The organism is Streptomyces sp. CA2R106 (assembly GCF_037034245.1).
Lineage (GTDB): Bacteria > Actinomycetota > Actinomycetes > Streptomycetales > Streptomycetaceae > Actinacidiphila.
This window is the reverse complement of the sequence record NZ_JBAGKC010000015.1, coordinates 128,037-142,000: the sequence shown is the minus strand read 5'-3', so window position 1 is coordinate 142,000 and position 13,964 is coordinate 128,037. Positions and strand designations below refer to the sequence as shown.

Below are 13,964 nucleotides of genomic sequence, written 5' to 3'. Positions count from 1 at the left end.
CATGGCCCGTCATGACGCCATGACGCCAGGCCGTCAGGCCGTCAGACAGGGACGAGCGGAAGAAGGCGGGGCCGCGATGCCGGCAGCGGACGCAGTACCCGGGTTCGGCGGCGGCGGTTCGGGCCGGCCGGTCGGCGTGGTGGGCGCCGGCCTGATCGGCCTGGCCGTCGCCCGCCGGCTCGCCCAGCGCGGCGCCGAGGTGGTGGTCTTCGACAAGGAGCCGGAGGTCGCCGTCCACCAGTCCGGGCACAACTCCGGCGTCGTCCACTCCGGCCTGTACTACCCGCCCGGCTCGCTCAAGGCCGTGCTGTGCCGCCGCGGGGTCGGGCTGCTCAAGGAGTTCTGCGCCGAACACGCGCTGCCCTACCGGGAGATCGGCAAGGTCGTCGTCGCGCACTCGCCCGAGGAGGTGGCGCGGCTGGACGTCCTCCAGGAGCGGGCCCGCGCCAACGGCGTACCCCGGGTGCGGCGGCTCGACCCGGCCGCGCTGCGCGAAGTCGAGCCCGAGGTCAGGGGACTGGCCGCGCTGCACTCGCCGACCACCGCCATCGTCGACTTCCGCGCGGTGGCGCGGGCGCTGGCCGGGGAGGTCACCGAGGCCGGCGGGCGGCTGGTGCTCGGCGCCGAGGTGACCGCGATCCGGCCCGGCCCGCACGGCGTCACCGTCACCAGCGGCGGGCGGCCGTACGAGCTGCGCCGCGCGGTGATCTGCGCGGGCCTGTACTCCGACACGGTGGCGCGGCTGGCCGGCGACGCGCCCTCCCCGGCGATCCTCGCCTTCCGCGGCGAGTACTACCGGCTCCGCCCGGAACGGGCCGGGCTGGTGCGCGGGCTGGTCTACCCCGTGCCCGACCCGGCCTACCCCTTCCTCGGGGTCCACCTCACCCCCCGCGTCGACGGCCAAGTGGACATCGGCCCCAACGCGGTGCTCGCGCTCGCCCGCGAGGGCTACCGGCGGCGCGACGTCGACCTGCGCGACCTCGGCCGCGCGCTCGCCTGGCCCGGCACCCGCCGCCTCGTCCGCCGCCACTGGCGGGCCGGCCTGCACGAACTCCACGGCTCCCTGTCCAAGCGGGCCTTCGCCGCCCAGGCCGCCCGCTACGTCCCCGCCCTCACCCCAGCCGACCTCCTGCCCGCCCCCGCCGGCGTCCGCGCCCAGGCCCTCGACTCCCACGGCGCCCTCGTCGACGACTTCACCCTCACCGCCCTCGGCCCCGTCACCGCCCTGCGCAACGCCCCTTCCCCCGCCGCGACCTCCTGCCTGGCCATCGCCGCCCACCTCACCGACCACTACCTCCAGCACCCCTAGTGCTCCGGCCGGCCCGGTCCGCCGGGGCGCGGCAGCCGACCGTTCACCGGTCGCCGCCGGCGCGATTCGGCCGGCTTCATGCCGCCACGGTGCCGGCGGTGGCCGGCGAGCCCCACCGGTTACCGGCGGCAGGGCCGGCGTCTGCCCGGACGTCCACCGCAGCGGCCATCCGCGCTCCCCGCACGTCCTCCTCGCCGCGGACGCGGGCGCGGGCGCGTTCGCGCCGTCGGGCGACGGGCACGTCCGGGTGGCGGGCGCCCAGGTCGTGCTGGCCGAGGCGGGCGGGCCGGGCGCGGCCCGCGGGCCCGTCGGGGTGGCGAGGGCTCACCGGAGGACTTCGGCGCGGGCCCGGGTCCAGGCCGACTCGCGCAGCAGGCGCAGGCCGTTGAGCCCGACGATGACCGTGGAGCCCTCGTGGCCGAGGACGCCGAGCGGCAGCGGCAGGGTGGCGGCCAGGTCCCAGACCACCAGGCCGGTGATGAACACCGAGGCGACGACCAGGTTCTGCACCACGAGCCGGCGGGCCTGCCGGGAGAGCGCCACCACGGCGGGCACCGTGGCGAGTTCGTCGCGCACGATGACGGCGTCGGCGGTCTCCAGGGCGAGGTCGGAGCCGGCCCGGCCCATCGCGACGCCGGTGTGGGCGGCGGCCAGGGCGGGGGCGTCGTTGACGCCGTCGCCGACCACCATGACCTTGCGCCCGGCCTGCTCCTGTTCCCTGACCGCGGCGACCTTGTCCTGCGGCAGCAGCCCCGCGCGGACGTCGGTGATGCCGGCCTCGGCGGCCAGGCGGGCGGCCGCGCGCGGGTTGTCGCCGGTGAGCAGGATCGGCGCCGTGCCGGTCAGGGACGTGCAGGCGGCGACGGTGGCGGCGGCGTCCGGGCGCAGCCGGTCGGCGATCCCGAGCACCCCGACCGGGATGCCGTCGGCCTCGACCAGCACGGCGGTGCGGCCGTCGTCCTCCAGCGCGCCGGCGACCGCGGCGGCGCGGGCCGAGCCGTCGTCCGCGCGGTCGTGCAGGCGCCGGGCCGGGGCGCCGACCGCGACCGCGCGGCCGGCGACGTGGGCGCTCACCCCGACGCCGGGAACGGAGCTGAAGTCCTCGGCCGGGGCCGGCACGAGGCCCCGGCCGCGGGCGGCGGCCACGATGGCGCGGGCGAGCGGGTGCTCGCTGGGGTGCTCGGCCGCGGCGGCCAGCGCGAGCAACTCCTCCTCGGTCAGCCCGGAGCCGGGCAGCGGGCGGATGTCGGTGACGCGGGGCGTGCCTTCGGTGAGGGTGCCGGTCTTGTCCAGGGCGACGGCGTCCACCCGGCCGAGCCGCTCCATCACCACGGCGGACTTCACCAGCACGCCGTGGCGGCCGGCGTTGGCGATCGCGGACAGCAGCGGCGGCATGGTCGCCAGTACCACCGCGCACGGCGAGGCGACGATCATGAAGGTCATCGCCCGCAGCAGCGCGCCGGTGAACACCGCGCCGAACGCCAGCGGGACCGCGAACACCGCCAGGGTGGCGGCGACCATGCCGATCGAGTACCGCTGCTCGACCTTCTCGATGAACAACTGGGTGGGGGCCTTGGTCTCGGAGGCTTCCTCGACCATCTGCACGATCCGGGCGATCACCGAGTCGGAGGCGTCCCGCTCGACGGCGACGCGCAGCGCGCCGGTGCCGTTGAGGGTGCCGGCGAACACCTCGTCGCCCGGGTGCTTGACGGCCGGCAGCGGTTCGCCGGTGATGGTGGCCTGGTCGACCTCGCTCGCGCCGTCCAGGACCCTGGCGTCGGCGCCGATCCGCTCGCCGGGGCGCACCAGGACGGTGTCGCCGACGGCCAGCCGATCGGTCGGGACGGTCTCCTCGGTGCCGTCGTCCAGCAGCCGGGTCGCGGTGGCCGGGGCGAGGTCGAGCAGACCGCGTACGGAGTCGGCGGTGCGGGCGGTGGCGAGGGCCTCCAGCGCGCCGGAGGTGGCGAAGATGACGATCAGCAGGGCGCCGTCCATCACTTGACCGACCGCGGCGGCACCCAGCGCGGCGACGATCATCAGCAGGTCGACGTCGAGCGTCTTCTCCCTGAGCGCCTGGAGCCCCGCCCAGGCCGGTTCCCAGCCGCCGGCGGCGTAGGCGACCGCATACGGCGGGCCCCATGCCCACGCCGGGGCGCCGGCCAGTTGCAGGGGCAGCGCGACCAGGAACAGCAGCGTCGCGGCGAGCGCCCACCGGGCCTCGGGCAGCGCGAAGATCCGCGTGCGCCGCCGCGGCGCGTCTCCGGCGGACGCCGCGGCCAGCCCGGGGGCGGGGCGCTCGGTCAGGGTGGAGGACATGGCAGGCAGGACCCTTCGTGCAGGCCATCGGCAGGAGGGACGACCCGGCCCACGATACAGGATCAAATGAACAGTCCTTCATGCGTCGCCTGTAGTATTGACGCATGGGTCATGGAGCCGCTCCCGCGAAGAACGCCGTCCCGCGCGTGCGCCTGGACGCGGACAACGCCGCGCGGGTGGCGACCACGCTCCAGGCCCTGGCCACCCCGTCCCGGCTGCTGATCCTCGCCCGCCTGCGCGAAGGGCCCTGCGCGGCCACCGAACTCGCCCACGCCGCCGGCCTGGAGCAGTCCGCCTGCTCCCACCAGCTACGGCTGCTGCGCAACCTCGGCCTGGTCGTCGGCACCCGGCAGGGCCGCTCGGTGGTCTACGCGCTGTACGACAACCACGTCGCCGAACTCCTCGACCAGGCCGTCTACCACACCGAGCACCTGCGCCTCGGACTCAGCGACGCCGACGCGGACGCCGGCGCCGATCCCGCCGCCGAGGACGCGGATCTCGCGGCCGGCCCGACGATCTGACCGCCCCCCGACCCGCCGCCCCGCAGCCGGCGGCCCCTTCGGCGGGGCTGGGGCTCAGAGCCCCAGATCGAGGGCGAGGCAGGAGTAGGAGATGAAGGACTTGTCCGCGGCGTAGGTGTCCGTGAGGTCCTTCCCCTCCACCGGAGCCACCTCGACCATGTCCTCGAAGCGGACCCGCTCCGGGAGGCTGCCGAACCGTGCCCGCCGCGCCGCCGCGGCCGCGCTGTCCGTGATCTTGATGCTCTCCATGGCCAACCTCCACTCGGTCGGTGCCGCCTCGCCGTGTCGCTCCCGGCTCGGGCACGGCTTCACTCTGGCATCGGGTGCGTCACCTGTCAAGACGGTGACGAATGAGTGGCCGGCCCCTCACCGCAGGTGAGCGGCATGGAGCGCGGCGCAGCGAAAACCGGTGGCCGGGGCACCCCCGCCCCCGTACCGTCGCCCCATGGCTGACGAGTGCTACGGGCATGCGCGGCTGGCCGCGCTGTACGACCCGCTCGACCCGGACCGCGGGGATCTGGCGGCGTATCTCGCGCTCGCCGACGAGGTGGGGGCGCGCAGCGTCCTGGACATCGGCTGCGGCACGGGCGTCCTCGCCCTGCTCCTGGCCGACCGCGGCCTGGACGTCGTGGGCGTCGACCCGGCGCTCGCGTCCGTCGAGGTGGCCCGCGCCAAACCGGGCGCCGACCGCGTGCGCTGGCTGCACGGCGACGCCACCGCCCTGCCCCCGCTGCGCGTCGACCTCGCCACGATGACGGGGAACGCCGCCCAGGCCGTCACCGACCAGGACGTGTGGCGGGCGACGCTGCGCGGCGCGTACGGCGCGCTGCGGCCCGGCGGGCACCTGGTGTTCGAGACCCGTGACCCGGACCGGCGCGCCTGGGAGGGGTGGACCCGCGCCAATTCCCACCAGGTGGCCGAGGTCCCGGGCGCAGGCGTGATCGAGAGCTGGCACGAACTGATCAGCGTGGCGCTGCCGTTGGTCACCTTCCGGGCGACCTACGTGTTCGCCGCCGACGGCGTGACGCTGACCTCGGACTCGACGCTGCGCTTCCGGACCCGTGCGGAGGTAGAGGGCGACCTCGCCGCCGCCGGCTTCGAGGTGGCCGGCGTGCGGGACGCCCCCGACCGCCCGGGGCTGGAGTTCGTCTTCCTCGCCCGCCGCCCGTGAGCGGTCTCGGGCCCGCCCGGTGGGGGCCCGACCCGCGGTGAGGGGCGGCGCCGCTCAGCGTCGGGCGTGGCGGCCCTGGCCGTGGCTCTGGCCCTGACTCCGGCTGTTCGGGGTGGAGTCCGCGGCGCCGCGGGGCGCGGGCGGGGCGTAGCGGGTGTCAGCCAGGAACGGGTTCGGACGGCGGACCCGCAGCCGCGTGATCGTGGGGGCCGCGAGGCGGCCGATCAGCAGGCTGCTGGCGTAGGCGACCGGCAGGGCGAGCAGCGCGGAGCCGACGACGTCGTGCGGGTAGTGCGCGCCGACGTAGACCCGCGTGAAGGCTTCGAGCACCGCGAAGAGCGCGGCGATCGCGCTGAGCCGGCGGTCGAGCAGGAAGAGCGCGGCCACGGACGCGGCCGCCGCCGTGGTGTGGCCGCTGGGGAAGGCGTAGTCGCTCGGCACCGGGCAGGTCTCGACGATGAAGGCGTGTGGCATGGAACGGCACGGCCGCTGCTCGGCGACGATCTTCTTGACCACCTCGGCGCAGGCGAAGGCCACCCCGACGCTGACCGGCACGGCGAGCGCCAGCGCCATCGCGGCGCCGTCCCGCCGTCGGGCCCGCCACCAGCCCACGACCATGAGGACCGCGAAGACCCCGAGTTGGGCGTTGGTCCACCATGCGACGAAGCCGTTGAGCCAGCGGGTGTCGCGGGCCAGGTCCGTGACGGCGGTGAACAGCGGTCCGTCGATGTGCGACCCGTCGAAGGCCAGCGTCGCGGCGCCTGTGATCATCAGCATCGTCTTTCGAAGCCGGCTCGGACGGCCCGTTCCCGGCCGGTCGTCGCCGTGGCGGCAGGTATGTCTACGCGAATGTAGACGATGAACACCGAGCGGCCAACTCGTGAACTGCGGCCGTCGTGCAGGTGAATGATCACATTACACGGTGCCGTCGGCACCCTCCGTCGCGGTGCCCGCCCCGGGCAGCAGCAGGCGGAAGGCACAGCCCGCACCGGGGCGGTTGTCCAGCTCGATCCGTCCGCCGTGCGCCGCCGCGATCGCGCCCGCGATGGCGAGCCCGAGGCCGGACCCGGGCTCGACGCCCGACCCGGCACCGTTGGCGGACGGCACCGCCCGGTGGAAGCGCTCGAACACATGGGGCGCCTCGGCCGGGTCGATGCCGGGCCCGTCATCGGCGACCTCCACCGCGCATACCGGCATGCCCGGCGGCAGGGCGGCCCCGGTGCCCAAGGCGCCGCGCACCCCGGCGCGCGCGGCACCGATCCGCACCTGGACACGGGTCCCGGCGGGGGTGTGGGTACACGCGTTGGACAGCAGGTTGCCCAGCACCTGGGCGAGTTGGTGCGGGTCGCCGGGCGCCTCGACGATGTCGAGGTCGCGCTCGGGCCCGGCGGGGTGCGCCGCCAGCGGCCCCAGCGAGATGGCGTGCTGGGGGTGGCGGATCGCGGTGGTCGCGATGGTGTCGGCCGCCAGCGAGAGGAGGTCGACCTGCTCGCGGTGCGCGGCCGGGGTGTCGCCCAGCTTGGCGAGGAGGAACAGGTCGTCGACGAGCCGGCTCATCCGGTCGGCGTTGTGCGCGATCAGCGCGTGCGCCTCGCGGCGCCTGCGGTCGGCCATGCCGGGCTCGTCGAGGAGGAGTTCGGCGAAGCCCTGCACCGCGGTGAGCGGGGTGCGCAGTTCGTGGCCGGCGTCGGCGAGGAATCGGCGCAGCCGCTGCTCGGAGGTCTCCGTACGGCGCAGCGCCGTCCGCAGCCGGTCGAGCATGGTGTTCAGGGCCAGGCCGAGCCGGCCGACCTCGGTGTCGGGGTCGGCCACCGGGACGTTGAGTTCCAGCGCCCCGGCCGTGATGAGCTGCGCGGTGCGCTCGACGCGGGTGAGCGGGCGCAGGCCGAGCCGCACCGCGCCGTTGCCGAGGACGACGACCCCCGCGGCGACGGCGGCGCCCAGGCCGAGACTGAGCCACAGCAGCTTGGCGGTGGCGCCGGCCACGGTGTCCAGCGGCAGCGCCACGACAGTCCGCATGGCGTCCGGCCCGGCGTAGCTGACCACCCGCCATCCGGCCCCGCCGCTGCCGCCCTCGGCCGGGACGGTGCTCGGCCGCCCGGCGGCCAGGTGCAGGTCCGCCGCCCGCTGCGGGAGCCGGGGCCCGGGGCCGTCGCCGTCGCCCATGGAGGTGTGCAGCAGGCGGCCGCCGCCGTCGTAGAAGAAGACGCGGTAGTCCGAGGGCAGCGCGCTGTCGGGGCTGGGCGTGCGCGGAATCCGCCCGGCGGCCAGGTCCTGGTAGACGCTCTCGGGCGGGCGGAAGTGGGTGAGGCGGTCGTCGACCTGGTCGGTGAGCCAGCCGCGCAGCACCGCCAGACCGGCGAGCTGGCAGAGCAGCACGGCGCTGGTGGCGAGCAGGCCGGCGATCAGGATGAGGCGGCCGCGCAGCGAACGCGGCCGGGGCAGTCGCGGCATGCGGGGCAGCCGCGGGCGGGGCGGGCGCCTCACCGGGGCGCCGGGCCCGTCGCGTCGGGCGGCAGCCGCAGGCAGTAGCCGACCCCGCGCACGGTGTGGATCAGGGGTGGCGCGTCCCGGTCGAGCTTGCGGCGCAGGTTCTTGACGTACGTGTCGACGATCCGCGTGTCGCCGGAGAAGTCGTACCGCCACACCTGCTGGAGGATCTCCGGCTTCTTCAGCACCCTCTCCGGGTGGGCCAGCAAGCAGGCAAGCAGCCGGAACTCGGTCGGCGACAGCTTCACCGGCCGCCCGGCGCGCATCACTTCGTGGCTGCTCTCGTCGAGCGTGAGGTCGGCGTAGCGCAGCGGCGGGCGGGCCCCGGCCGTACCCGCGGTCGCGCCGCTGCGCCGCAGGATCGCCCGGACCCGCAGCAGCACCTCCTGGACGTGGAACGGCTTGGTGACGTAGTCGTCGCCGCCGGAGCTGAGGCCGATGATGCGGTCCTCGACGCCGGTGCGGGCGGTGAGGAACAGCACCGGCGTGTACACGCCCTGTGCGCGCAGGTCGCGGGTGAACTGGAAGCCGTCGGTGTCGGGCAGCATGATGTCGAGCACGATCAGGTCCGGCCGGCGGCTGCCGACCGCGAACATCGCCTCCTGGCCGCCGCCCGCGCGCACCACGGCGTAGCCCGCCGCGGTCAGCGCGGAGGCGAGCAGCGTACGGATGCTGGCGTCGTCCTCCACGACCAGGACGGTGTGCCGGGCGGCGGGTGGGCGCGCGAGGGCGTTCGGATCGGTCACGTGCGGATACCTCGAGGTGCGGTCGGGTACGGGCGGGACTGCGGGTGGGACATGGGTGGAGGGGAGCCGCCGTGTGCGGCTCCCCTTCTCTTCCTGCGGTCGGTAGGTCGGGCGGTGCGGTCGGCGGGCCCGCGCCTGCCGGTACGTCAGCCGGTGACCTCCTTGTCCTTGGCGAGTGCGGTGGCCCGCTCGGTGACGGTCTTCCGCAGCGCGGACACCGCGGTGTCCAGCGACTTGGGGTCCGCCTCGGCGGAACTGGCTTGTGCCGCGATGGACTTCAGGTCCTTCAGGGCCGTGCCGGAGCCGTAGAAGGTCCGGTAGAGGCTGCGGTACGCCTTCATGTAGACGCCGTCGAAGGCGTCGGAGGCCAGGAACCGGGTCTTCAGGATCTGCTGGGCCATGGAGAACCCGCCCTGGCCGCCCTGGCCGCCCTTGCCGGCGTCGCCGCCCTGGCCGCCGCCTCCGGAGAACCCGCCGGCGTTCGGCATCCCCGAGGGCAGCGCGGAAGGCGCCGCGCCGGCCGTACTCGCCCCTGCCCCGGCCGGGCCCGTACCGGCTCCGGTGTCCGCCCCGGCTCCGGTGTTCCCGCCCGCGGCGGGCAGGCCACCGCCGATGCCGATGGAGTCCTTCGGTCCGGCGGTCGCGTTGCTGCCGAAGGTCAGGTTGTAGTCCCAGCCCAGGACGGAGAACTTCTTGGTGTCCAGGTCGTACCAGAGCAGGTAGTTCTTGCCGGGGCCCGACATGTCGTCGGAGTTCAGCAGCAGGTTCTGCGACGCGACGTAGGCGGCCAGCGAGTCGACGTCGACGTAGCGGTGCAGATCCCGGGCGAACTCCTTGTCCGACGCCTTGTTGGCCCACTTGATGAGTTTCATCACCGGCGCCAGGTCCTGGCTGCCGGTCATGTTGAGCTGCTTGAACGAGGACTCGTACGCGCTCGGGTCGTCCCCGCGGTAGTCGAAGCTGCCGCCCGCCCTTGCCTTGTACAGCACGCCGTTGCCGTCGGCGACGCTCTCCGCGTAGTCGGTGTCGGGCGACTCGACCATCAGGCGGGTGGCGACGGGCCGGTCGTTGACCTTCAGCTCGGTGAAGGCGTACCGCTCGGCCTTCTGGCCGCCGTCCGTGGTCAGGGACAGCGCGAGCGCCTCGTTGAGCGGCACCTGGCTGTTGCTGCCCGGGCGCAGCGAGATTTCCCGCTCGCCCTGGTAGGCGCGGCCCTTGACGTACTCGTCGATCTTGACGAGCCAGGGCAGCTCCTCGGGCTTCTGCGCGGACAGGTCGTACTGCACCATCCCGCCGAACCCGCCCCCGCCCTGGGCGCCTTGGCCCCCTCCTCCGCCGGCGTCCCCGGGAGCACCGGCGGAGGCGCCCTGCGCGCCCTGGGGCACCGCCCGGCCGCCGGGCATGCCGCCGGGCAGGCCGCCGCTCGTGCCGCGCAGGGACGACAAGGTGGAGTTCCCCTTCAGACGTATTCCGACGTCGTTGAGGTACACCCCGTCGATGGTGAGGTCGGCCTCGATGTAGTCCTTGGTCCCGTCCTTCGTGAACCCCTTCATCATCTTGTCGAAGTCGGTCTGCTGGTAGGTGAGTTCGATCGAGTGCGGCACCGAGGCGCTGTACAGCGGTGTGCTGCCGCGGACGTTGTCGGTGATCGGGTCGGCCTCGGCGCGCGAGGAGGAGGTGACGTACGGGGTGACCCGGGTGTTGCCGAGCAGGGCGACCATCGCCGCGAGCCCGACGCCCAGCGCCGCGGCCGGCTTCCAGTGGTGGCGCAGCCGGACCGGCAGCCGGTCCCGTAGCCGCCGCCGGCGCCGCACGGTCGCGGGCGTGTCCGGTCCGGGCCCGCCGGCCCCAGGACCGCCCATCACAGGTCCGTGGTGTCGTAACCGGTCAGCACGGTCACCCGCTGGCCGGACGTCCTGGCCTGCAACGCGCTGACCAGGTCGCCCGGTTCGGCCCCCTGCTTCAGCCGCACCGTGTAGAACACCTCGCTGAGCGCGCCGCCGCGGATCGTCTCGGTGCTCACCAGCTCGAACTCGGTGGTGTACTTGATCAGTACGTCGCGGATCTGCGGGGTGTAGTCGTCACCGGCCGGCACCTGGACCTTGACGACCTGCCGCTGCACGTTGAGCGCGAACCAGTTGAACTGGAACATCACGACGACCACGACGCAGATCACCACGGCGCCGACCGCGGCCAGCGTGTAGAACCGGGCACCGCACGCCATGCCGATCGACATGGCCAGGAAGATGAAGCCGACGTCCCTGGTCTCCTTGACCGCGTTGCGGAACCGCACCACGGACAACGCGCCGACCAGCGAGAACGCGCGGGCCAGGTTGGAGCCGACCACCAGCATGATCAGGGCGACGATCATGCCGACGATGACCAGCGTCTGCACGTAGGACTGGCTGTAGGAGACGTTGCGGTGCGTGTACCGGTACACGTAGCCGATCATCGTGGACAGCACGAACGACAGCACCATGGCCGCCGCGACGTCGGCCACGCTGAACGTGCCGCTGAGTTCCTGGAGATCGAAGTTCACTGTGCTCCTGCTTTCGACGGCGCGTCGGGGTGCGCCGGCCGCTGCTCGGGCGGCTGTTCTTCGGTGGGGGTGGGCGGCGGGTAGTCCGCCTCGTGGACGTGGAAGGCCGACCGCGGGGCCAGGCCGAACGCCTCGACGGCCTGGACGTACTTCGAGACCCGGATGAGGTTGAGGTTGCGGCGGGCGGCCAGGTCGGTGATCCAGTGCGGGGTGCGCTCGTTGACCTTGATCTCCATGACGCTCAGGTGCGGTGGCATCGTGAAGCGGTTCTCCGGCGTGGGTGTGCCGAAGTGGAAGTCCCGGTCCCGGCCGCGGACCCGGCGGTCGAAGGTCACCCGCAGGCCGGTGTCGGAGTGCCGCCCGACCAGGGCCTCGCGCTGGTAGCCGGTGAGCACGGTGGGCCGCAGGTCCAGCCGGACGCCCAGGTCGAGCACCTCCTGCACGAAGGCGCTCTCCTGCGCGGAGTGCTCGACCAGTTCCCGCCCGTCGCACAGCCGTCGCGCCGTGCCGTAGGGCAGGGTGATGCGGCGCTTCTGCGTGACCCGGTTGACGCGCTGCTTGATCTCCACGCAGACCGGGGTGTCGTCGGTGACGGCGGCGAGGTCGCCGTAGTGCCGGATGCGCAGCTTGCGGCGGAACTTCAGGCCGTCGATCTTCTCCCAGTAGAACCGCAGCCGGGGCGTGTCGTAGTACAGGCTCCACACGCCGTACCCGCCGACGGGGCTGTGCGGGTCCTGGTCCATCCGCTCGGCCAGCTCGTCGCGGATCTCGGCGGCCTGCTCGACCGGCACCAGGTACTTCAGCTCGAACCGGTTGAACGCGTGCAGCCGGCTGGCGACGTGCAACGGCTCCTGGCCGCCCGCCGGTTCGGCACTGCCCGCCGGTTGGGCACCGACTGCTCTCGAACGCACCACCATGCGACTCCCTGCTCGTACGTGACGGACCGACCGGCCGTGCACACGCAACCAGTGGTGCATGAGGAGCAGATGAGAAAACCGGGTGGATTCAAGGAGGCTTGCAGATGGCGAAAGAGTGAACGTGAGGGAAACGCAGCCGTCTCCGACGTCCCTTCCGCCGACCCCGAACGGCACTGTCTCGTATATGAAACGGCGCGGTCAGCGGCGGGGAGCGGACGCCTGTATTCCGTCGTACCGTCGCCGGCTGAATGGGTGATGCACCGTCAACTGCGCCCCGGTGGCCGCCGGCCGCGCCACCCACTCCCGGCACGCGCTGGAGGAGACCGCCGCCGCGCTGGACGCCGCCGACCGTGCCGAGGACGCCGCCGACCGCTCGCTCGCCAACCGCGCCTTCCACCGCGCCCTGTACGCCGAGTGCGGCAACCCCCTGCTGGTGACGTCCCTCGACGAGCTGCGCGACCAGACCGCCCTGGTCTCCAGCGCCGCCTGGTCCCGCCGGGGGGTCAGCGGGTGCCGTCGCTGTCGTTGCTGTCGTCGTCGCGGTCGCGGTCGGCGAAGGCCTCGCGGGCGGCGGTAGTCGCGTTCAGGGCACGGGGGAAACCGCAGTAGACGGCGGCGTGGAGGAGCGCTTCGGTGATCTCCTCGCGGCTGATGCCGACGTTGAGGGCGGCGCCGATGTGCACCTTGAGCTGGGGCTCGCAGCCGCCGAGGGCGGTGAGCACCCCGAGGGTGACGAGTTGGCGGCTGCGCGGGTCGAGGCCGGGCCGGTCGTAGATGTCGCCGAAGGCGAAGGCAGCGACGTGGTGGCCGAGGGCCGGGCTGATGTCGGCGAGGGAGTCGATGACCGCCTCGCCCGCGTGCCCGTCGATGCGGGAGAGCACGGACTGCCCGTGGCGGCGCCGGGCGAGGCTCTCGGGGCTGTCGATGTCGTGCTGGGCGGTGGGCTCGGCGGCGGCCTGGGCGGTGGACTGGGCGGTGGCGGCGGTCATGGCCGGGGGCCTTCCTGGTAGGTGGCGATCTTGTACTCGGTGGCGGCGAGGGCGAGTTGCAGCTGGGCGATCTGGGAGCGCAGCGTGTCGCGGTGCTCCAGCAGCATGTCCATGCGCTCGGGAACGGTGTCCTGGCCGAGGTCGACCAGCTCCACGTAGTGGCGCAGGTCGCTGATGGGCATGCCCGAGGTGCGCATCCGGGTCAGGAACACCAGCCGGCGGACCGCCGCCGCGTCGTAGCGCCGGTGCCCGGCCGAGTCCCGCGGCACGCGGACCAGCCCGATCCGTTCGTAGTACCGCAACGTGTGGGGGTTGACCCCGAGGTGCTCCGCGGTGGTGGCGATGTCCCACTCGGCCGCGTCGTCGTCCCGTGCGAGCTCGCGCAGCGCCTCCGCGGAGACCCCGCCGGGCGGGTCCACCGCCAGGCGCAGGGCCTGCCGCAGTGCTTCGTCGTGTTCCATACCCCGGACCGTAGGGGTGTGAGCGCGCTCAAACGCAAACCCCCACGCGTGCCGCACCGCCCTGTGTGCCTCGGCCGGTCGTGGCCTTCGGGCAACCGGTGGCGGCGCCGGTGCCCCGCGGGTGGTGTGGGGTGGGCGTGGACGGCCGTGCGGGCGCCGTCAGTTGGGCTCACCCGGCGGGCCGGCGGGCTCTGGCCGCCCGCCACCCGGACCGCGCCGCGCGGGTCGTCCGCGCTGTGCTCCGGTGTGGCTCCCGCTGCCGCCGAGTGGAAGGGGAAGGCCCCGCCCGGGTTCTTCGGCGCGGTCGCGGTCGAAGGGGGCGGCGCGGGGGCCGTCGAGCCGGTGGTGCCGAGGGGGGCCAGCGGCGGCGGCGTCGGCCCGCCGCCCGTCCCTGGGAGCTGACCGCCGCCCAGCGGGCGAGCGCGGTGGGCTGACAGTCGCGACCCGCACCTCGTCGGAGCACGGACCCGCGTCCGTCCCGGCGAGGTGCGGGGCGAAGGCGGGA

The 13,964-nt window shown here is 74.1% G+C and carries 14 protein-coding genes and 1 pseudogene; 4 read left to right on the top strand and 11 right to left on the bottom strand.

Annotated elements, in window-relative coordinates; translation table 11 throughout:
- The first annotated feature begins 76 nt into the window (after positions 1 to 76).
- Positions 77 to 1,309: an L-2-hydroxyglutarate oxidase gene (gene lhgO / locus WA788_RS21745; protein ID WP_335979826.1), complete on the top strand. Its 1,233-nt coding sequence runs from the start codon at positions 77 to 79 to the stop codon at positions 1,307 to 1,309.
- 76 nt (positions 1,310 to 1,385) lie between these two features.
- Here lhgO and WA788_RS21740 read toward each other — a convergent pair whose 3' ends face one another.
- Together WA788_RS21740 and WA788_RS21735 are read right to left on the bottom strand one after the other, a co-directional pair.
- Positions 1,386 to 1,637, bottom strand: coding sequence for a hypothetical protein (locus tag WA788_RS21740; RefSeq protein WP_335979824.1), 252 nt, complete (start codon positions 1,635 to 1,637; stop codon positions 1,386 to 1,388).
- On the bottom strand, positions 1,634 to 3,625 hold the full coding sequence (locus tag WA788_RS21735) for a heavy metal translocating P-type ATPase (RefSeq protein ID WP_335979822.1): 1,992 nt from the start codon (positions 3,623 to 3,625) through the stop codon (positions 1,634 to 1,636). The genes WA788_RS21740 and WA788_RS21735 overlap by 4 nt, the downstream gene beginning before the upstream one ends.
- A 104-nt stretch (positions 3,626 to 3,729) precedes the next feature.
- On the opposite strand from WA788_RS21735, the gene WA788_RS21730 reads away from it, so the two are divergent.
- Complete coding sequence (locus WA788_RS21730; RefSeq protein ID WP_335979820.1) at positions 3,730 to 4,146, top strand: ArsR/SmtB family transcription factor; 417 nt, start codon at positions 3,730 to 3,732, stop codon at positions 4,144 to 4,146.
- 54 nt (positions 4,147 to 4,200) lie between these two features.
- Here the strand turns inward: WA788_RS21730 and WA788_RS21725 are convergent, their stop codons facing one another.
- Entirely contained in the window at positions 4,201 to 4,395 is a 195-nt protein-coding gene (locus WA788_RS21725; RefSeq protein WP_335979818.1) for a hypothetical protein, read from the bottom strand.
- Between the two features lie 196 nt (positions 4,396 to 4,591).
- On the opposite strand from WA788_RS21725, the gene WA788_RS21720 reads away from it, so the two are divergent.
- Positions 4,592 to 5,317: a class I SAM-dependent methyltransferase gene (locus tag WA788_RS21720; RefSeq protein WP_335979817.1), complete on the top strand. Its 726-nt coding sequence runs from the start codon at positions 4,592 to 4,594 to the stop codon at positions 5,315 to 5,317.
- A 54-nt stretch (positions 5,318 to 5,371) separates the two neighbouring features.
- On the opposite strand, the gene WA788_RS21715 is transcribed toward WA788_RS21720, so the two are convergent.
- The 6 genes from WA788_RS21715 to WA788_RS21690 form a co-directional block, all read right to left on the bottom strand.
- On the bottom strand, positions 5,372 to 6,088 hold the full coding sequence (locus tag WA788_RS21715; RefSeq protein WP_335979816.1) for a phosphatase PAP2 family protein: 717 nt from the start codon (positions 6,086 to 6,088) through the stop codon (positions 5,372 to 5,374).
- Between the two features lie 144 nt (positions 6,089 to 6,232).
- The gene (locus WA788_RS21710; protein ID WP_335979814.1) at positions 6,233 to 7,771 is read right to left on the bottom strand and encodes a sensor histidine kinase; all 1,539 of its coding nucleotides are present in this window, start codon (positions 7,769 to 7,771) and stop codon (positions 6,233 to 6,235) included.
- Positions 7,772 to 7,800: 29 nt separating this feature from the next.
- Positions 7,801 to 8,553 carry a response regulator transcription factor gene (locus tag WA788_RS21705; RefSeq protein ID WP_335979812.1) on the bottom strand — a complete coding sequence of 251 codons (753 nt, stop codon included), beginning with the start codon at positions 8,551 to 8,553 and terminating at the stop codon, positions 7,801 to 7,803.
- 146 nt (positions 8,554 to 8,699) lie between these two features.
- Complete coding sequence (locus WA788_RS21700; protein WP_335979810.1) at positions 8,700 to 10,415, bottom strand: CotH kinase family protein; 1,716 nt, start codon at positions 10,413 to 10,415, stop codon at positions 8,700 to 8,702.
- Entirely contained in the window at positions 10,415 to 11,092 is a 678-nt protein-coding gene (locus WA788_RS21695; RefSeq protein WP_335979808.1) for a DUF4956 domain-containing protein, read from the bottom strand. Before WA788_RS21695 ends, WA788_RS21700 begins: the two co-directional genes overlap by 1 nt.
- Entirely contained in the window at positions 11,089 to 12,009 is a 921-nt protein-coding gene (locus WA788_RS21690) for a polyphosphate polymerase domain-containing protein (protein WP_435129849.1), read from the bottom strand. The genes WA788_RS21695 and WA788_RS21690 overlap by 4 nt, the downstream gene beginning before the upstream one ends.
- A 274-nt stretch (positions 12,010 to 12,283) precedes the next feature.
- Between WA788_RS21690 and WA788_RS21685 the strand changes: the two are divergent.
- Positions 12,284 to 12,502: pseudogene (locus tag WA788_RS21685) on the top strand (FCD domain-containing protein); the annotation flags it as partial.
- A 10-nt stretch (positions 12,503 to 12,512) separates the two neighbouring features.
- Here the strand turns inward: WA788_RS21685 and WA788_RS21680 are convergent.
- Entirely contained in the window at positions 12,513 to 12,998 is a 486-nt protein-coding gene (locus WA788_RS21680) for a carboxymuconolactone decarboxylase family protein (RefSeq protein WP_335979806.1), read from the bottom strand.
- Entirely contained in the window at positions 12,995 to 13,459 is a 465-nt protein-coding gene (locus tag WA788_RS21675) for a MerR family transcriptional regulator (protein WP_335979804.1), read from the bottom strand. The genes WA788_RS21680 and WA788_RS21675 overlap by 4 nt, the downstream gene beginning before the upstream one ends.
- Positions 13,460 to 13,964 lie beyond the last annotated feature (505 nt).

Excerpts from the sequence above, each read along its gene's own strand:
- lhgO (WP_335979826.1), top strand. The coding sequence starts at position 77 with ATGCCGGCAGCGGACGCAGTACCCGGGTTCGGCGGCGGCGGTTCGGGC.
- WA788_RS21735 (WP_335979822.1), bottom strand. The coding sequence starts at position 3,625 with ATGTCCTCCACCCTGACCGAGCGCCCCGCCCCCGGGCTGGCCGCGGCG.
- WA788_RS21730 (WP_335979820.1), top strand. The coding sequence starts at position 3,730 with ATGGGTCATGGAGCCGCTCCCGCGAAGAACGCCGTCCCGCGCGTGCGC.
- WA788_RS21725 (WP_335979818.1), bottom strand. The coding sequence starts at position 4,395 with ATGGAGAGCATCAAGATCACGGACAGCGCGGCCGCGGCGGCGCGGCGG.
- WA788_RS21720 (WP_335979817.1), top strand. The coding sequence starts at position 4,592 with ATGGCTGACGAGTGCTACGGGCATGCGCGGCTGGCCGCGCTGTACGAC.
- WA788_RS21715 (WP_335979816.1), bottom strand. The coding sequence starts at position 6,088 with ATGATCACAGGCGCCGCGACGCTGGCCTTCGACGGGTCGCACATCGAC.
- WA788_RS21710 (WP_335979814.1), bottom strand. The coding sequence starts at position 7,771 with ATGCCGCGACTGCCCCGGCCGCGTTCGCTGCGCGGCCGCCTCATCCTG.
- WA788_RS21700 (WP_335979810.1), bottom strand. The coding sequence starts at position 10,415 with ATGGGCGGTCCTGGGGCCGGCGGGCCCGGACCGGACACGCCCGCGACC.
- WA788_RS21690 (WP_435129849.1), bottom strand. The coding sequence starts at position 12,009 with ATGGTGGTGCGTTCGAGAGCAGTCGGTGCCCAACCGGCGGGCAGTGCC.
- WA788_RS21680 (WP_335979806.1), bottom strand. The coding sequence starts at position 12,998 with ATGACCGCCGCCACCGCCCAGTCCACCGCCCAGGCCGCCGCCGAGCCC.
- WA788_RS21675 (WP_335979804.1), bottom strand. The coding sequence starts at position 13,459 with ATGGAACACGACGAAGCACTGCGGCAGGCCCTGCGCCTGGCGGTGGAC.